Origin of the sequence: Uliginosibacterium gangwonense DSM 18521 (genome assembly GCF_000373965.1) — a bacterium.
Taxonomy (GTDB): Bacteria; Pseudomonadota; Gammaproteobacteria; order Burkholderiales; family Rhodocyclaceae; genus Uliginosibacterium; species Uliginosibacterium gangwonense.
In genome coordinates, this window is the sequence record NZ_KB892836.1 from 33,789 (window position 1) to 52,405 (window position 18,617).

16 protein-coding genes, 1 pseudogene and 1 riboswitch are annotated in these 18,617 nt (G+C 58.4%); of the genes and pseudogenes, 6 read left to right on the forward strand and 11 right to left on the reverse strand.

Features of this window, described 5'->3' with window-relative positions; all coding sequences use genetic code 11:
* Positions 1-53: 53 nt before the first annotated feature.
* The 11 genes and pseudogenes from truB to B145_RS0105765 all read right to left on the reverse strand — a co-directional run bounded on the left by truB (position 54) and on the right by B145_RS0105765 (position 12,800).
* Positions 54-965 carry a tRNA pseudouridine(55) synthase TruB gene (truB, locus tag B145_RS0105715; RefSeq protein WP_018605806.1) on the reverse strand — a complete coding sequence of 304 codons (912 nt, stop codon included), beginning with the start codon at positions 963-965 and terminating at the stop codon, positions 54-56.
* Positions 962-1,369 (reverse strand): 30S ribosome-binding factor RbfA, encoded by a 408-nt coding sequence (gene rbfA, locus B145_RS0105720; protein WP_018605807.1) that lies wholly within the window; start codon positions 1,367-1,369, stop codon positions 962-964. The genes truB and rbfA overlap by 4 nt, the downstream gene beginning before the upstream one ends.
* 81 nt (positions 1,370-1,450) lie before the next feature.
* Positions 1,451-4,408, reverse strand: a complete 2,958-nt coding sequence (gene infB / locus B145_RS0105725; RefSeq protein ID WP_018605808.1) for a translation initiation factor IF-2 — start codon at positions 4,406-4,408, stop codon at positions 1,451-1,453.
* 22 nt (positions 4,409-4,430) lie between these two features.
* Complete coding sequence (gene nusA / locus B145_RS0105730; protein WP_018605810.1) at positions 4,431-5,903, reverse strand: transcription termination factor NusA; 1,473 nt, start codon at positions 5,901-5,903, stop codon at positions 4,431-4,433.
* Between the two features lie 28 nt (positions 5,904-5,931).
* Positions 5,932-6,360 carry a ribosome maturation factor RimP gene (gene rimP, locus B145_RS0105735; RefSeq protein WP_018605812.1) on the reverse strand — a complete coding sequence of 143 codons (429 nt, stop codon included), beginning with the start codon at positions 6,358-6,360 and terminating at the stop codon, positions 5,932-5,934.
* 400 nt (positions 6,361-6,760) lie between these two features.
* Positions 6,761-7,657, reverse strand: a pseudogene (rluB, locus tag B145_RS29245) (23S rRNA pseudouridine(2605) synthase RluB); the annotation flags it as partial.
* A 655-nt stretch (positions 7,658-8,312) separates the two neighbouring features.
* Entirely contained in the window at positions 8,313-8,981 is a 669-nt protein-coding gene (scpB, locus tag B145_RS0105745) for an SMC-Scp complex subunit ScpB (RefSeq protein WP_157288292.1), read from the reverse strand.
* Positions 8,971-9,888: a segregation and condensation protein A gene (locus B145_RS0105750; RefSeq protein ID WP_033406457.1), complete on the reverse strand. Its 918-nt coding sequence runs from the start codon at positions 9,886-9,888 to the stop codon at positions 8,971-8,973. The genes scpB and B145_RS0105750 overlap by 11 nt, the downstream gene beginning before the upstream one ends.
* A 6-nt stretch (positions 9,889-9,894) precedes the next feature.
* Positions 9,895-11,097 carry a tryptophan--tRNA ligase gene (locus B145_RS0105755; protein ID WP_018605823.1) on the reverse strand — a complete coding sequence of 401 codons (1,203 nt, stop codon included), beginning with the start codon at positions 11,095-11,097 and terminating at the stop codon, positions 9,895-9,897.
* A gap of 190 nt (positions 11,098-11,287) precedes the next feature.
* Positions 11,288-11,911 (reverse strand): L-threonylcarbamoyladenylate synthase, encoded by a 624-nt coding sequence (locus B145_RS0105760; RefSeq protein WP_018605825.1) that lies wholly within the window; start codon positions 11,909-11,911, stop codon positions 11,288-11,290.
* A 43-nt stretch (positions 11,912-11,954) separates the two neighbouring features.
* Positions 11,955-12,800 (reverse strand): 3',5'-nucleoside bisphosphate phosphatase, encoded by an 846-nt coding sequence (locus B145_RS0105765; protein WP_018605827.1) that lies wholly within the window; start codon positions 12,798-12,800, stop codon positions 11,955-11,957.
* Between the two features lie 42 nt (positions 12,801-12,842).
* Between B145_RS0105765 and B145_RS0105770 the strand changes: the two genes are divergently transcribed.
* The 6 genes from B145_RS0105770 to gcvP all read left to right on the forward strand — a co-directional run bounded on the left by B145_RS0105770 (position 12,843) and on the right by gcvP (position 18,609).
* On the forward strand, positions 12,843-13,370 hold the full coding sequence (locus B145_RS0105770; RefSeq protein ID WP_018605828.1) for a hypothetical protein: 528 nt from the start codon (positions 12,843-12,845) through the stop codon (positions 13,368-13,370).
* Between the two features lie 18 nt (positions 13,371-13,388).
* A complete protein-coding gene (locus B145_RS0105775; RefSeq protein ID WP_281167659.1) occupies positions 13,389-13,679 on the forward strand; it encodes a CPBP family intramembrane glutamic endopeptidase in 291 nt (96 codons plus the stop codon).
* A gap of 59 nt (positions 13,680-13,738) precedes the next feature.
* Positions 13,739-13,826: riboswitch (glycine riboswitch) on the forward strand.
* Between the two features lie 152 nt (positions 13,827-13,978).
* Positions 13,979-15,067, forward strand: a complete 1,089-nt coding sequence (gene gcvT, locus B145_RS0105780; RefSeq protein WP_018605830.1) for a glycine cleavage system aminomethyltransferase GcvT — start codon at positions 13,979-13,981, stop codon at positions 15,065-15,067.
* Between the two features lie 54 nt (positions 15,068-15,121).
* Entirely contained in the window at positions 15,122-15,505 is a 384-nt protein-coding gene (gene gcvH / locus B145_RS0105785; protein WP_018605831.1) for a glycine cleavage system protein GcvH, read from the forward strand.
* Between the two features lie 10 nt (positions 15,506-15,515).
* Positions 15,516-15,686, forward strand: coding sequence for a hypothetical protein (locus B145_RS28540; RefSeq protein WP_018605832.1), 171 nt, complete (start codon positions 15,516-15,518; stop codon positions 15,684-15,686).
* Positions 15,687-15,738: 52 nt separating this feature from the next.
* Positions 15,739-18,609, forward strand: coding sequence for an aminomethyl-transferring glycine dehydrogenase (gene gcvP / locus B145_RS0105795; protein ID WP_018605833.1), 2,871 nt, complete (start codon positions 15,739-15,741; stop codon positions 18,607-18,609).
* The last annotated feature ends 8 nt before the right edge of the window (positions 18,610-18,617 follow it).

Below are 18,617 nucleotides of genomic sequence, written 5' to 3' on the forward strand. Positions count from 1 at the left end.
TATATACAAGCCTGCTGCATTAACACAAGCACTTGATTCAGTGCCCCCTTTTTTCAACCCGCCTGACTGGCCAACAAGCGCACAGGTTTGAGTCCCCCTGCGCCATCGGCCAGCCCCAGGCCCAGAAAATTTCCTTCTCCGCCATACATGCGCACTTCCCCTGCAGCGCAGGGCAGCATGGTTGGCTGGCCGTGCATGATCCGTTGCACGCCCTGCTCGTCCAGATTTACCGCTGGTAGATGTGCCAAAAGGGCATCTGGCGGCGCCAGCAGAGTACCACGCTGGCTTTCATCAATCTCAGTCAGCGCCTCAAGCGTATGGGCTGACTGCACATCCAGCTCACCGATGGCGGTACGACGCAAGGCAATCAGATGCGCGCCACATCCCAAGGCTTCTCCCATGTCTTCAGCCAGGGTCCGCACATAGGTACCCTTGCTGCATCGCACGGAAAAAGCCACGTCATTGCCATTGCGCCACTGGATATCCAGTGAAATGATCACAACACGGCGCTTTTCACGCTCAATCTCAATCCCCGCCCTGGCGTACTCGTACAAGGCACGGCCTTGATGCTTGAGCGCCGAATGCATGGGCGGGATTTGTTCAATCTCGCCCCAAAAACGCAACTCCATAGCATCCAGCGCCGCCTCACTGACATCCACCGGACGTTCGCGCAGAATCTCGCCCTCGGCGTCGCCTGTCGTAGTGGTTTGCCCCAGGCGCATCACCGCCTCATAGGTCTTGTCGGCTTCAAGCAAGCGATTGGAAAACTTGGTTGCCTCGCCAAAGCACAGCGGTAACAAGCCAGTCGCCATCGGGTCAAGTGTGCCGGTATGACCCGCCTTGGCGGCAGAAAACAACCTGCGCACCTTTTGCAGCGCGTCGTTGGAACTCAAGCCACCGGGTTTATCCAGCAGAAGTACACCGTCTACATTCTGCCAACGTTTACGTATGGGTGTCTGAGTCATGCCTGCGAGTCTTGTCCTTCGGGCGATGCATCGTCCTCAGGCTCATGTGCCCTGTCAGTTGCAATAGCCTCATCAATCAGGGCAGAAAGACGATTGCCTTCGATGATCGAGTTGTCATATACAAAATGCAATTCCGGGGTGGTATGGATACGCACCCTGCGGCGCAGCTCGCGGCGCAAGAAGCCGCTGGCGCGCTTGAGCCCGATGAGAATGGACTCCAACCCCTCCTCGCCATTCATCGAGGTGAAATACACCTTGGCGTGTGCATAGTCCGGCGTCAATTCCACATCGGTGAGCGAAATAAAACCCACACGCGGATCTTTGACTTCAAGCCGGATCAATTCAGCCAGCTCGCGTTTGATTTGTTCGGCCACCCGGGCGCTGCGAGAAAATTCCTTAGGCATATCCGCCTCCTATACTAATACACGCTGAAAACAAACGGGCCCCGCAGGGCCCGCTTGCCGCCGCATTCAGTGGCGACGCAATTACAACGTGCGGGCAATTTCCTGGATTTCGTACACTTCCAGTTGATCACCAACCTGGATGTCGTTGAAATTCTTCAAGGACAGACCACATTCGTAGGCTGACTTGACTTCCTTAACGTCATCCTTAAAGCGCTTGAGCGACTCCAACTCGCCATCATGCATCACCACGTGATTGCGCAGTACGCGAACACGCGAAGAACGCTTGATCACACCGTCGAGCACATAACAACCGGCAATCGAACCCACCTTCGAGATGACGAAGACCTGACGGATCTCCACCGTACCGATGACCTGTTCGCGTTTTTCTGGTGCCAACATGCCAGACAGCGCCGACTTCACTTCATCCACAGCATCGTAAATGATGTTGTAGTAGCGGATATCCACACCGAAGCTCTCTGCGAGCTTGCGGGCATTGGCATCAGCACGGGTGTTGAAGCCGATAATGACAGCACCGGAAGCCTGCGCCAGATTGACGTCGGACTCGGAAATGCCGCCCACCGCACCGTGGATGACATTGACGCGGACTTCCTCGTTCGACAGCTTGGCCAAGGCATGCACCAAGGCTTCTTGCGAACCCTGCACGTCTGCCTTGACGATCAAGGCCAGCGACTTGGTCTCGCCTTCCTTCATCTGATCCATGATGGATTCGAGCTTGGCGGCCTGCTGCTTGGCCAGCTTCACATCGCGGAACTTGCCTTGACGGAACAGGGCAATTTCACGGGCACGGCGCTCGTCAGTCATGCCCATCGCCTCATCACCGGCACCCGGCACATCGGACAAGCCGAGGATTTCCACGGGAATCGACGGACCGGCTTCGTTGATCGACTTACCGTTCTCATCCAGCATGGCGCGAACCCTGCCGAAGGTTGCCCCTGCCAGCACCACGTCACCACGACGCAGGGTGCCACTGAGCACCAGCATGGTTGCGACTGGGCCACGGCCCTTGTCCAGACGGGCCTCAATGATCAGCCCCTTGGCAGGCGCCTCGACAGCGGCCTTGAGTTCCAGCACTTCAGCCTGCAGCAGGACGTTTTCGAGCAGTTCATCAATCCCTTGCCCCGTCTTGGCAGACACCGGGCAGAATGGAGAATCACCACCGTACTCTTCCGGCACCACGCCTTCAGCCACCAGTTCCTGCTTGACGCGCTCTGGGTTGGCTTCGGGCTTGTCGATCTTGTTGACCGCCACCACGATTGGCACACCTGCGGCCTTGGCGTGGTGAATAGCTTCCTTGGTCTGGGGCATCACACCGTCGTCGGCAGCCACCACTAGAATCACAATGTCGGTTGCCTTGGCACCCCGTGCACGCATGGCCGTAAAGGCTTCGTGCCCCGGGGTATCCAGGAAGGAAATCACGCCACGCGGCGTTTTCACATGGTAGGCACCAATGTGCTGCGTGATCCCGCCCGCTTCACCCGCTGCCACCTTGGTACGGCGGATGTGGTCAAGCAAAGAGGTCTTGCCGTGGTCGACGTGACCCATGATGGTCACCACCGGCGCACGCGGTTCCAGCTTCACATCTTGCGCTTCTGTACCATCGACCAGGAAGGCTTCCGGATCATCCAGCTTGGCTGCAACAGCGACGTGCCCCAACTCTTCAACCACGATCATCGCGGTTTCCTGGTCAAGCACCTGGTTGATGGTCACCATCTGACCCAACATCATCATCTTCTTGATGACTTCGGTCGCCTTCACCGACATCTTGTGGGCCAAATCAGCCACGCTGATGGTCTCAGGCACGTGAACTTCACGCGCAACAGGTTCGGTCGGAGCCTGGAACTGTGACTGCTCATTATTGCCATGACGGCCACCGCCATGCTTGCCCCCCCCCTTGCCGCCACGCCAGCCGCCTGCGCCGCCCGCTGTATCGCCACGGGTCTTGATGCTGCCGCGCTTCTTGGCATCATCCTGTTTCCAGCCCGGATTGTTGTTACCCTTGGAAGCGGGCTGCCCTGGTTGCTTTTTACCAGCATTCGCATCAGCAGCCTTGGCAGGCTTGTGCAATGTATTGCCAGAATCCTTGCGGGCCTGAGGCGCAGCAGGAGCGGGCTTTGGACGCGCAGCCGCCGCCGCGTCGGCAACAGCCTTGGCTTCAGCCGCCTTGCGGGCAACCTCCTCCGCAGTCTTGCGGGCCGCAATGCGCTCCTGCTTTTCCTTCAGCTCGGCAGCCTGACGCGCCAACAGCTCACGGTGCCGCATCGCTTCACGCTCACTATTGGTCATAGGACGCGGTGCAGCTGATGCTTCGGCAGGTTTCTGCACGACGGTAGCGCGACTATGGGGCTTTGCTGGCGCCGCAGGTGTCGGCTCCTTGGCTGCCACGGGCGCGACCACCGGCTCTGCTTTGGGTTCAGGTGCCGGAGCGGGTTTGGGCTCCATGACAGGTTCCGGCTTGGGTTCAGGCACAGGTTCTGGTTTCGGCTCGGGCTTAGGTTCGGGAACCGGCTCAGGCTTGGGCTCCGGTTCAGGTTGCGGAGCAGGCTCTACAACCGGTGCGGGCTCGGGCTTTGGTTCAGGCTGAGGCGCGGGCGCAGCAACAATCTCCGGCTCCGGTGCAGAGACTTCAGCCACAACCACGGGAGCGGCGACCTCAGGCTCAACAACGCTGGGTTGTACCTCCAATGTAGCATCCTGCTCCACGGTCTCTTCAGGCGCATTCTCATCGCGCTTGACGAAAACCCGCTTCTTGCGAACCTCAACCTGGATAGTGCGAGCCTTACCGGTGGCGTCAGCAGACTTGATCTCGGAGGTCTGTTTGCGAGTCAAGGTAATCTTGGACTTGGCGAGCGAATCGCCATGGGCCTTACGCAGATATTCGAGCAAACGAGCCTTATCCTGCTCGCTGACGAGGTCGGACGGACCCTTATTCGCCACACCAGCCTTCCCGAATTGTTCGAGCAGCGCCTGTATGGGCATTTTCAATTCAGTAGCGAAATCCGCCACACTCATTTGGGCCATCGTGTACTTCCCTCCCCGCTCTTTACTCGAACCAATGCGCACGCGCCTTGGTAATCAGATCCTTGGCACGCGCCTCGTCGATCGAACCGATCTCGACCAACTCATCGACCGCCAGATCTGCAAGGTCGTCGCGTGTCTTCACATTGGCCTTGGCGAGACTTGCCGCCAGCGCCTTATCCATACCATCGATGCTGAGCAGGTCGTCAGAAACACCTTCTAACTGCTCTTCATTCACGATGGCTTCGGTCAGCAACACATTGCGTGCGCGCTGACGCAACTCATTTACCGTGTCTTCGTCGAAGGCTTCAATCTCAAGCATTTCGGCAATCGGCACGTAGGCAACTTCTTCCAGCGAGGAGAAACCTTCCTCGATCAGAATGTCGGCCACTTCTTCATCCACATCCATCTTGTCGCAGAACAGCGCACGCAGGCGACCACGCTCTACTTCGCTCTTCTGGGCGGCATCCTCAACCGTCATCAGGTTGATATTCCAGCCGGTCAGCTCAGAAGCCAGCTTGACGTTCTGACCACCACGGCCGATAGCCATGGCCAGATTGTTATCATCCACCACCACATCCATCGAGTGTGCTTCTTCATCCACCACGATGGAGCTGACTTCGGCAGGCGCCAGGGCGTTGATCACGAACTGGGCGGCCTCAGGCGACCACAGCACAATATCAACGTTCTCGCCACCCAGCTCATTGCGCACAGCGGTCACGCGGGAGCCACGCAGGCCCACGCAGGTACCGATGGGGTCAATGCGTGAATCATTGGCCTTGACAGCAATCTTGGCACGCAAACCTGCATCACGCGCAGCCGCCTTGATCTCCAGAAGGCCGTCTTCAATTTCCGGCACTTCGAGCTCAAACAGCTTCATGATGAACTGCGGAGCGCTACGCGAGAGCACCAATTGCGGGCCACGGGCACCACGGTCGATGCGCAACAAGAAGGCGCGCACACGATCGCCAACCCGCAGGTTTTCTTTCGGAATCTGTTGGTCACGCGGCAGGACGGCTTCCATCCGGCCCACTTCGATAATGGCGTTGCCACGCTCGATGCGCTTGACCGAACCAACCACCAGGCTTTCCTGGCGCTCCAAGAAATCATTGAGAATCTGCTCACGCTCGGCGTCGCGGATTTTTTGCAGAATCACCTGCTTGGCGGCCTGGGCGCCGATGCGACCAAAATCGACCGGCTCAAGCGGCTCTTCAATGAATTCCCCAATCTGGATATCCGGGAATTGCTCGCGTGCATCGATGACCCCCATCTGGGCTTCATCATTTTCAACTTCTGCATCAAGCAAGACTTCCCAGCGCCGGAAAGCTTCGTAATCGCCCGTTTCACGGTTGATCGAAACCCTCACATCTGCGTCGTCATGAATCCACTTCTTGGTTGCAGAAGCAAGCGCCATTTCCAGCGCAGTAAAGACGATTTCTTTGGACACGTTCTTTTCGCGTGCCAGAGCGTCGACAAGCAGCAACACTTCGCGGCTCATTGTTTCTATCCCCTGAAAGCGAACTCAATCAAAACTTCGGCACCAGACGCGCCTTATCCACCTGATCCAGCGGAAAAGCGAACTCGCCCTTTTCGGTCCGAACGACCACAGTACCGTCACGCACCCCTTCAAGGACACCAGCAAAATTACGCTGATTGCCCACAGGGATACGCACCCGGATCTGCACGTTCTGCCCAGCAAAGCGTTCAAAATCAGCCTGTTTCTTCAATGGCCGATCAAGCCCTGGGGATGATATTTCCAGACGATCGTAATCGACATTTTCAACTTCAAACACGCGCTGCAGATGACTGCTTACTGTGGCACAGTCATCCACATTCACTCCGCGTTCGATATCGATAAACACGCGCAGCAGTCTAGCCTTGGGGGACATCTCGATATCCACGAGTTCATATCCAAGGCCATTTACCGCTTGCTCAACAATCTGTACTAGATCCATTCCGGCGCCACAAATAAAAAATGGGCACAATGCCCATCTCGATAACCGAACCGAACGCACCTCTTGCGAGGTCAGCCAGCCCGAATCAACAAAACAAAGCGATCATAACACGTTGAAGGCGCGCAGTAAATCGCTATGACACATTCCCAACCCTCATCTAGAGGATTGGGATGCAAAAGCAAACGACTGATCAAGCTTCCCTGGGAGGCCCGCCCGAGGGCCGAATACGCCGAGGTCCGCGCGAGCGACGCTTGCCGTTGTTATGCTTGCCGCCATTATTGGGGCTATTGGCATTGTCACGGTTATTCGCGTGATCGTGGTTGTTGGCATTCGGCTTCGGCCCCATCGCGGCTTGCGGCCTGGGGGCACCACCACTCCCCCCCCCCTCCTTGACCGGATGTGGCCGCGTGCTGCGCGGGCCCTTGGGCTTGCGCTGGTCTTGCGGACGAACCTGACGCTTCTCGACCGGCTTGCCGGTCAAACGCTGTACCAGATCGGCAGCCATTTCTTCATACATGCCACGCTTGAGGCGACGCGGCAACTCCACCGGGCCATACCGCACCCGCATCAGGCGGCTGACCGTCAAGCCCAGGCTTTCAAACATGCGCCGGACTTCGCGGTTGCGGCCTTCGGAGATGGTGACGCGATACCAGCGGTTAGCCCCGTCGCCGCCTTCAGGGCGAACAGTGCCGAACTTTGCCAGACCATCTTCCAGTTGAATGCCATCGAGCAATTGCTTGATCTGTTCATCGCTCAGCTCGCCCATCAGGCGCACGGCGTATTCACGATCCAGCTCATAGCGCGGATGCATCATACGGTTGGCCAGCTCACCATCATCGGTAAACAGCAGCAAACCAGAAGTGTTGAAGTCCAGACGGCCGATGGCGATCCAGCGCCCACGCTTGAGCATAGGCAGGCGATCAAATACGCTGGGGCGACCCTCCGGGTCATCACGCGATACGATCTCGCCTTCCGGCTTGTGATAGACCAGCACGCGCGCAGCGCGCTCGGCAAAGCGCACGTTGATGAGCCTGCCATTGACCTTGACGCGGTCCCCCGGCACGATTTTCTGCCCCAGGAAAGATGGCATGCCGTTGACGCTCACACGCCCGGCCATGATCCAATCTTCCACCTCACGGCGTGAGGCATACCCGGCAGCGGCCAGCACTTTCTGGATGCGCTCCCCCTCGGCATCCAGCAGTTCACTCTTGCCATTACGGGCCTGGGGTTGTGCCCCCTTGCGCCCGCCATGCCCTGTTGCTGCGGGTTCGCCGCCAACTACGCCGGGCTGGTTGATACGGTGGAGAAAGGCCAATTGACTGTCATCCTCATTTTCGTCAAATTCTTCATCATCCTTGCTGCCACCGGGATAAGCATCGTTGCGATAATCATCACTCAGATAATCGTCGTCGGAATCAGCGCTAGGTTGCACCTGGGTTGGTGCCTGGACTGGAACGGCAGACGTCACAACCGTAGGCGCAGGTCTTGAAACGGGGGCAGAAACAGGTGCGAGTGCTGGTACTGGCGTTGGCTCAAGCTCAACAGGTGCAATGGGCAGCTCCAACTGCACGTCCACCGGGATCAAGATTGCTTTTTTGCGCGGAGTCCGCAGCTTGACAAGCTTCACTTCAGGCTCAACAACGGCTGGCTCTGGCTTCTTGCGAGAGACACGCGGCTTGGTAGCCTTTACCACCTCGGCTTCTACAACCGCAGCTTCCGCTTTTTTGCGCGAAGCCTTTGGTTTGACAAGCTTCACTTCAGGCTCAACGACAACGGCTTCCGGCTTTTTGCGGGAAGCGCGAGGCTTGGCGGCTGGCGCTTGAACCTCCGTGTCAACTGGCGCTGCTTTTTTGCGTGAGGCGCGTGGCTTGCTCACGGGGGCCTCTATTTCAGGCACCTCTGGTTTGGCGCGCGGGGTACGCGGCTTACGGGCGCTCACAGGCGCAACCGTCTCACCCGTCTCCGGGTTCGTGCGCGTCTGACGACGCGGCTTCTGCGGTGTCGACAAGGTCGAAAACTCCTTCCACTTCGGCCAAAGGGGGCAGCTCAGTCAGGCTGCGCAGGCCGAGATCATCCAAGAATTTCTTTGTGGTGGCATAAAGGGCCGGGCGGCCCGGGGTCTCGCGGTGACCGATTGTATCGATCCAACCTCGCATTTCCAGCACCTTGATAATCTGGCTGGAAACCGTAACTCCGCGTATATCTTCGATATCTCCGCGCGTCACAGGCTGACGATACACGATGATGGCCAATGTTTCCATAACCGCGCGTGAATATCTTGCAGATCTTGTCTCTTTGAGGCGGTCCAGATAATGCTGCAAATCGCTGCGAGTCTGGAAACGCCAACCAGAAGACAAGCGCACCAACTCGGCGCTACGCCCTTGCCAGTCGGTCTGTAGATCGGCCAGCAGGTGATTGAGCATATCAGAACCCAGGTCAGGCTCAAACAGGCGACGCAAAGTATTGGGCGTCAGCGGCTCAGTGGCAGACAACAGGGCAGCCTCCAGCACCTGCTTGACCAGGGTGACGTCAACGGCTGTCTGCACGCCTGTTTCAGACGGCTTGCTGGCCGACGCTTCAAGCTCTTCTGAACTCAGCGCCTGGACGCCCTCAGAGTTCATGGCCTCCGCCATCGGATTCTCCGACGTAGAGACCCGTGTCGTCTCCTGCGGATTCATCTGCTCCACCCTCTGCGGTAGCGTCGTCGTTTGATCTGAGTCGGACATAAATCGGCTCCATCGGCGCGTTCTGGCTGATCAGAATCATGCGCTCCTTGACCATCTCCAACACGGCCAAAAACCCCACCACTACGCTCGACACCCCATGGGTGATGTCAAACAGAGTTTCAAAGGGTTGATTCCCTGCGCCTTGCAGGCGACGCAGGATCTGGCTCATGTATTCCCGTACCGAAAGCTCATCGCGGCTAATGCGATGATGCTGATTCAACTTGGCCCGGCGCAAAATCTCCAACCAGGCATTTTGCAGGTCGGCAAAACTTACATCGGGCAGGCGCTCCACCGTTTTTTCGGCCACGTGGACGGCAACCCATTCAAAATCCCGCTCAACGCGTGGCACGGTATCAATCACACGGGCACTGAGCTTGATCCGTTCGTATTCAACCAAACGGCGCACCAGTTCGGCGCGTGGATCTTGATCCCCCTCGGCCTCTTTCTCACGCGGCGGCTTGGGCAGCAGCATACGGGACTTGATGTCCAGCAAGGTCGCCGCCATCAGCAAATAATCAGCAGCCAATTCCAGATTGTGCCGCTGCATTGATTCGATGTACTTCAAATACTGAGCCGTCAACGGCGCCATCTGGATATCCAGAATATCCAGATTCGCCCGCCGGATGAGGTAGAGCAACAAATCCAACGGCCCCTCGAAGGTATCGAGAAAGACTTCCAGCGCATCCGGCGGAATGTACAGATCCGTCGGCATTTCCAGCAAGGGCTGGCCGTGGATGCGGGCGAGCACCAACTCGCCCTGCATGGGGGCAGACGCTGATGCCTGAACCTCCGTCTCGGCCATGCTCACTTAGCGATACGCCAGCCCCATGGCAGCGCGCACGTCCGCCATGGTTTCTTCCGCCACCACGCGGGCACGCTCGCAGCCGTGTTCCACCACTTCGCGTACCAGCTTGGGGTTCTCGATGTAACGCATGGCCCGCTCATGCATGGGGGCTTGTTCGGCCATCATGCCTTCAATCACCGGTTGCTTGCATTCGATACAGCCGATGCCAGCGGAGCGGCACCCTGTCTGTACCCATTCGCGCGTCTCCGGGGTCGAATAGACCTGATGAAGTTGCCACACCGGACAACGCTCCGGCTCACCCGGATCGGTACGACGCACCCGGTTGGTATCGGTCGGCATGGTCTTGATCTTCTTGGCCAGCGCCTCCGGCTCCTCACGCATCATCACCGTGTTGCCGTAGGACTTGGACATCTTCTGCCCATCCAGCCCCACCACGCGGGAGGCTTCGGTCAGCCAGGCTTCCGGCTCCACCAGAATCTGCTTGCCGCTGCCATCCAGATAGCCATACAGCCGCTCACGGTCTGCCGTGCCCAAGCTCTGCGATTGGGCAATCAGCGCACGTCCTTCTTCCAAGGCAGCACGGTCGCCCTCTTGCTGGAAGCGCTGGCGCAGCTCCATGAAGAGCTTGTCGCGCTTGCCACCGAGCTTCTTCAGCGCAGCCTTGGCCTTGTCTTCAAACCCCGGCTCACGCCCATAGAGGTGGTTGAAGCGGCGGGCCAGTTCCCGCGTGAATTCCACATGCGGCACCTGATCTTCACCCACCGGCACACCGGCAGCACGGTAGAGCAGAATGTCTGCACTCATCAGCAAGGGGTAGCCCAGGAAGCCGTAGGTGGACAAATCCTTGTTGGAGAGCTTTTCCTGCTGATCCTTGTAGGTGGGGATGCGTTCGAGCCAGCCCAGCGGCGTCATCATGGACATCAGCAGATGCAACTCGGCATGCTGCGGCAGGCGGGACTGGATGAAGATCGAGGCCTTCTCCGGGTCAACGCCTGCGGCCAACCAGTCGATCACCATGTCCCACACGCTGTTTTCAATCACCTGCACATCATCGTAAGCCGTGGTCAACGCGTGCCAATCGGCCACGAAGAAGAAGCATTCCTTCTCTTCTTGCAAACGCACCCAGTTCTTGAGTGCGCCGTGGTAGTGGCCGATATGCAGGCGCCCGGTGGGGCGCATGCCTGATAGAACACGCTGTTTGCTCATTTTTAACTCAAGCTCCACTTAGATATACGCAAGAGCCGACTCCAAGGGCTGCACAACCAGCCCTCCCCGGCTCAAAACACTGGGAATACTTCCTCAATAAACTCTCAGAACAGCAGGCCGTCGCAACACGACATCCCCGAGGGGCAACAAATTACCCACCTTGGCCCTGCGGCGCAAGTGGGCAAGCGACCTACAAGCCCAACGGTGCCAACGCGCCCTTGCCTTCGCGCAGCAATTCAGGGGCGCCGGAGGTGAGATCTACAATGGTCGTGGCTTCCAGACCACAGGCGCCAGCCTCAATCACCAGTTCAAGCTGACGTTCCAGCCGATCACGGATATCGCTCGCGTCAGTCGGAGGCAAGTCTTCATCCGGAAGCAGCAAAGTGGAAGACAGCAGCGGTTCGCCCAACTCTGCGAGCAAGGCACTCAACACGGGATGATCCGGCACACGCAGGCCGATGGTCTTGCGTTTGGGGTGCAGCACCCGGCGCGGCAGTTCCTTGGTTGCTTCAAGAATGAAGGTGTAAGGCCCAGGGGTGGTTGCCTTGAGCAAGCGGTACTGCGTGTTGTCCACGTGTGCGTAGATGGCAATCTCGGATAGATCGCGGCACATCAAGGTGAAATGGTGGCGTTCATCCACACCACGGATGCGGCGGATGCGATCCAGCACGGCAGCATTACCCGTCAGCCCGACCAGCGAATACGCACAATCGGTCGGCACCGCAATCAAGCCGCCGTCGCGCAGAATCTGCACTGCCTGGCGGATCAGACGAGGCTGAGGTTGTACGGGGTGAATCTCAAAATATTGCGCCATAACACGGTTTCCTACTGTGGCTTGCGCGAGCGAAGGCAGAACCTTACACCAAACGCTCCCAAACGGGCGTCAAATCCGGCGGCAGTATCTCGCTGCGGCCAATATCCACAACACTTTCACCGGGGCCGTGGAAATCCGAGGCACGCGAGGCCAGGAACCCATAACGGCGTGCGACACGAGCATATTCCAGCGCATCAGCCCCCATCTGAACGCCTGAGACGACCTCGATGGCTTCGCCCCCCAGATCCTTGAAACGCTCAAAGAGCTTGGTCATCCCGGCCTTGTCGACGCGGGTGCGCCCAGGGTGAGCGATCACCGCGATACCCCCTGCACCATGAATCCAGCCCAATACATCTTCCAGGCTGGCCCACTCGTGTTCCACAAAACCCGGCTTGCCGCGCACAAGGTAATGTTCAAACACATTGCCCACATCACGCGCCACACCAATACTCACAAGGTGACGTGCAAAATGCGAACGGCTGATGAGCGCGGGATTTCCCGCATATTTTAGCGCGCCCTCAAGCGCGCCGCGTATGCCGATCTGCGCCAGACCATCGCTCATGCGCTGGGCACGGGTATCCCGCCCCTGGCGAATCTGATGCAGACCTTCAACAAGCGCAGGACTGGCAGAATCAAAGGCCAGACCAACGATATGCACCGTCTGATCCAGCCAGGAGACGGAAAATTCCGCCCCATTCACAAAACGCAAACCAAGTGCCTGAGCCGTGGCACGTGCCTCCTCAAGCCCCGCCAGTTCATCATGATCCGTCAGCGCCAGGAGGTCGACTCCGTTGGCATGTGCGCGCTCAACCACAGCGGCAGGGCTCAACAAGCCATCAGATGCGGTAGAGTGGCAGTGCAAATCTGCATTGATTGTACTCATGTGCATAGTGTAACAGTTGCCACACACAACTTCAGAGCCCCCTCCTCAATGTTCTTTGATCAAATTGCATTTGCGCTTCTTTTCTGTGCCCTGGCCACAAGCCTTTGGCAGACTGCCCCGCTACGCCTGAAACTCGGCCTTGCAGCAACCTCCATCACAATGGCAAGCCTAGGGCATACGCTAAACCCGGGCGCCATACCTGCATTATTGACAGGGGCATTGATTCTTGTTGCAAAGCACGCCAGCCATCCACCACAACGTCATGTCCGCTCACTGATTCTGATCGCAGCAGCCATCTGGGCACTCTGCGCGGGTTTACATCTCTGGCAAGGCTTCTCCCCTTTGCGCTGGATGGAACACTTCGGGCGCAACAGCCAGCCTTTGCAATGGAACTATGACAAAGCATTAGGTGGACTATTGCTGCTACTATGCCTTCCTGACCGCCCCCACCAAGAAAAGCAAAACTGGCGATGGCTGGGTTTCTTGTTGATTGGCTCTTCCGGCCTCTTGCTTGTCACCATGCTGCTGGGATTAGCCAGTTTCGACCTGCGGTGGCCAGAGGACATGACGCTATGACTGGCCGGTAACCTGTTCCTGACTGTATTCGCAGAAGAAGCCTTCTTCCGTGGCCTGATCCAGGGTGGTCTCACCCGCATGCTGGCATCACGCACTCCGTATGCCTACCCCATCGCGCTAGGTGTGAGCAGTACGCTGTTCGCGCTGGTTCATCTGCCCTGGGGGATCGCATTCAGCGCAATGGCCCTGTTGGCCGGACTTTTTTATGGCACCATGGCTGGGCGCACACCGCACCTTGATAGAGCCATTGCTGCACACTTCCTCACCAATGCCAGCATCGCGCTGTGCCTGCATTCGCCTCTCGCGTAAATTGCGCAGACAGATTTTCAACGCCCTATTGAGTTTCGACAAAAGCCACGGTAGAGTGAGAGCCTTGTTTGGGAGAGCATCTGTTGAGCAGATCGCCGAAGGCGTAACCCCCCGGGAACGCTCAGGTAAAAGGACCGAGCAAGGAATGCAAATCTGGAGAGTGATGCCACAAGGGCATCCACCGAAGGGGCACGGAGAGCACAGCGCTTTCCAATCTCTCAGGTATCAGGGACAGATGGGGGCTGATGCACACTGCGTGCACTCGGCCCCTTTTTCATTTTTGCCCCTGGAGAGAAGTCTTGGCCAAACAAACCCCGTTGTATGCCACGCACGTGGCCGCTGGTGCGAAGATCGTTGATTTTGCCGGATGGGACATGCCCATCCATTACGGCTCCCAGCTTGAAGAACACAAATCTGTGCGCCAAGACGCTGGCATGTTTGATGTCTCCCACATGCTGCCGGTGGACATCTCCGGCGCAGGCGCCTTTGCCTTTTTGCAGCGCCTCTTGGCCAATGACGTGGCCCGCCTCAAAGAACCCGGCAAGGCCCTGTATTCCTGCATGCTGCGCGAAGATGGCGGCATCCTTGACGACCTGATCGTATATGGCTTCGCAACTGATGACTATCGCATCGTTGTCAATGCAGGCACGGCCGACAAGGACGTTGCCTGGATGCGCGCCCAAGCCGCCAAGATGCCCGGTGGTGGCAATGTCACCATTACCGCCCGGCGCGATCTGGCCATCATCGCGGTGCAAGGCCCGCAAGCCCAAGCCAAGGTATGGGCAGCCCTGCCCGGTACGGAAGCCGTCTCGGCCTCGCTCAAATATTTTCAGGCTGCCCGCATGGGCGAGCTAATGGTCTGTAACACGGGTTACACCGGTGAAGCAGGCTATGAGCTGATCTTCCCCGCCCCCCGTGCAGCAGAAATCTGGGATGCGCTCGTTGCGGCAGGCGTCAAGCCCATCGGGCTGGGCGCACGGGACACCCTGCGCCTGGAAGCCGGTATGAACCTCTATGGCTCGGATATGGACGAGTCCGTCACGCCGCTGGAGTCCGGCCTGGCCTGGACCGTGGATTTTGCCGACCCGGCCCGTGACTTCATCGGCCGCCAAGCCCTCGAAGCCGCCCCGCCCAGCCGCTCTCTGGTCGGTCTGTTGCTTGAAGACCGTGGCGTTTTGCGCAGCCACATGGCAGTGTTCACCCCGCATGGCGCGGGTGAGACCACCAGTGGCAGCTTCGCCCCCAGCATGAACGCTTCGATTGCCTTTGCCCGCGTGCCCGTGGCGGTGGCCGTTGGCGACACCGTCGAGGTGGACGTGCGGGGCAAGCGACTCAAGGCTCGCGTCGTGAAAACGCCCTTTGTACGCAAGGGCAAGGTTCTGATCTGATGCCGATGCAATACGGCATCAAACAAATATATTGACATGACAAGGAGCAAGGCCATGAGCATTCCCACCAATCTGCGCTACACCAATTCCCACGAATGGGTCCGCAAGGAACCCGACAACACCCTGAACATCGGTATCACCGATCATGCCCAAAGCGCGCTGGGCGATGTGGTGTTCCTCGAATTACCCGCTGCGGGTCGTGTAGTGGTTGCAGGTGAAGAAGTCGCCGTCATCGAATCAGTCAAGGCGGCTTCCGGCATCTACGCCCCGGTTGCCGGCGAAATTATTGAATCCAACACCGGGCTCACCGACGCACCGGACACCATCAATAACGATCCGTATGGTGCTTGGCTGTTCAAGATCAAGCCCACCAACCTGGATGACATCGACGCTCTGCTTGATGCAGCGGCCTACACCAAGATTGCCGACGCAGAGTAAGCCCACAACCATGCCCACCCCGGAACGCAATCCGCTGCTCGAACTGGCGAAATATGCCATTGTCGCAGCAGGCATGTGCCTTGCCATGCTTGTACTGACGCGCGGAAAATGGCTCACGGCCTTGCTGATCGGGGTGTGGCTGGTGTTTGCGGTGCTCCGCCTCAAGCGCAGTCGCAGGTAAATTCTCCCTCTTTTCTCCCCCTCGCCCCCTCCCCAGAACACTAGAGACCGCCATGTCCCATGCCCTCAGCACGCTCGAACAGCATGACAATTTCATTCACCGTCACATCGGTTCAGATGAATCCGGTATCGCAGACATGCTTGCAGCCGTTGGCGCGACAAGCGTGGATGCGCTGATTGCGCAAACCGTACCTGCGGCGATTCGCCTGGAAAAGCCTTTGCCTTTGGCTGCACCAACGCCCGAGCATGTTGCGCTGGCAGAGCTGAAACAGATTGCGGGCAAGAACAAGATCATGCGTTCGCTGATCGGCATGGGCTACTACGACACCCTCACCCCGACCGTCATTCTGCGCAACCTGCTGGAAAATCCCGGTTGGTACACGGCCTATACGCCGTATCAGGCAGAAATTGCCCAAGGACGTCTGGAGGCGCTGCTCAACTGGCAACAGATGGTCTGCGACCTCACCGGCATGGGGCTGGCCAACGCCTCACTGCTCGATGAAGCCACGGCTGCAGCCGAGGCCATGACCATGGCAAGACGGGTGTCGAAATCCAAGAGCAACGTGTTTTTTGTTGATCAGGCCTGTTTCCCGCAGACGATTGACGTCATCAAGACCCGCGCCGCTTATTTTGGTTATGATTTGGTCATCGAATCAGCCGCCAAGGCTGCAGAGATTGATGCGTTTGGTGTGCTGCTGCAATACCCGAATACCCATGGCCACGTTACCGACCACACAGCACTGATCGCCGCCTGCAAGGCCAAGGGCGCCTGCGTGGCACTGGCTACCGACCTAATGGCGCTGGTGCTGCTGAAAAGCCCGGGCGAATTGGGCGCAGACATTGCCTTTGGCTCGGGGCAACGCTTTGGCGTGCCAATGGGCTTTGGCGGCCCCCATGCAGCATTCTTTGCCACACATGAAGCCAACGCCCGCTCCATGCCGGGGCGTATCATTGGCGTATCCAAAGACGCAGCAGGAAAGACCGCCCTGCGCATGGCCCTGCAGACACGCGAACAGCATATCCGCCGCGAAAAGGCCAACTCCAATATCTGTACCTCACAGGTGCTGCTCGCCAATATCGCAGGCATGTACGCGATCTACCACGGCCCGGAAGGTCTCAAGACAATCGCCCAGCGTATTCATCGCTTGGCCGCGATCTTCGCCACCGGCCTGAAGTCCGCAGGCTTCACACTGAGTGGGGAGGCCTTCTTTGACTCGTTTGACATTGCAACCGGCACCCACACTGCAGCCATCGCGCAGGCAGCGCAAAACGCGGGCTACAACCTGCGTCAGGTATCCGCAGAGACCCTGGGGGTGAGCTTCGATGAAACGACTAGCCGCGAAGATGTGGCAACACTGTTTGCCATCTTTGGGGTGAAGACAGATGTTGCCGAGCTGGACGCAGGCTTCCCGAGTGCCATTCCTGCCGGATTGTTGCGTACGGATGCCATCCTGAGCCACCCGGTATTCAATTCGCATCACACCGAACACGAGATGCTGCGCTACCTCAAGCGCCTGCAGAACAAGGATCTGGCGCTGGATTACTCCATGATCTCGCTGGGTTCATGCACCATGAAGCTCAATGCCACCAGCGAGATGATCCCCATCACCTGGCCAGAGTTTGCGCGCATTCACCCCTTTGCCCCGCGCGACCAGGTGCAAGGCTATCTGGAGATGATCGAAGGCCTCGCCGGTTATCTCTCTGCCATCACCGGCTTCCCGGCAATCTGCATGCAGCCCAACTCCGGCGCCCAAGGCGAATACGCCGGGCTGGTCGCCATCCGCCGCTACCATGCGGCCCGAGGTGAAGCAGGCCGCAATGTGTGCCTCATCCCGCGTTCCGCCCACGGCACCAACCCGGCCTCCGCGCAGATGTGCGGACTGGAAGTAGTGGTGGTCAACTGCGATGACAACGGCAACGTTGACCTGGAAGACCTGAAAGCCAAGATCGCCCAGACGGGCGCACGCCTTGCCGCCTTGATGATCACCTACCCTTCCACGCATGGCGTGTTTGAAGAGTCGGTCAAGGAAATCTGCGCACTGGTGCACGCTGCCGGTGGGCAGGTATATATGGACGGCGCCAACCTCAACGCCCAAGTTGGGCTAACCTCTCCGGCCACGATTGGTGCGGATGTCAGCCACATGAACCTGCACAAAACCTTCAGCATCCCGCACGGCGGTGGCGGCCCTGGCATGGGGCCCATCGGTTTGGCGGCACATCTGGCTCCGTTCATGTCAGACCACGCTGTTGCGCCAACCGGCCCGCAATCCCGCGCCCATGCGGGGCAAGGCGCAGTGTCCGCAGCACCCTTCGGCTCTGCAAGCGTGCTGCCAATTAGCTGGATGTACATTCGCATGATGGGCGGCACAGGCCTGAAGCGCGCAACCGAGATCGCTATCCTCAATGCCAATTACATCGCCAGCCGCCTTGCCCCGCATTATCCAGTGCTCTACACCGGCACGAATGGACGCGTGGCACATGAATGCATTCTGGATATCCGTCCCATCAAGGCAGCCAGCGGCATCACGGAAATGGACATTGCCAAGCGTCTGATGGATTATGGTTTCCACGCGCCCACGGTAAGTTTCCCGGTTGCGGGCACTATCATGGTGGAGCCGACGGAATCCGAATCCAAGGCAGAACTGGACCGCTTCATCGCCGCGATGATCGCCATTCGGGGCGAGATCAGCAGGGTTGAAAGGGGTGAGCTGGATGCCACAAACAACCCGCTCAAGCATGCACCGCATACGCAGGATGACCTGATCTGTCGCGAATGGACGCGCCCCTACAGCCGCGCCGAAGCAGTCTTTCCCCTGCTCTATGTGCATGCGAACAAGTTCTGGCCGAGCGTGAACCGCATTGATGACGTGTGGGGCGACCGTAACCTGTTCTGTGCTTGTGTGCCCACCGGCGAACTAGCCTAAGAAAATCA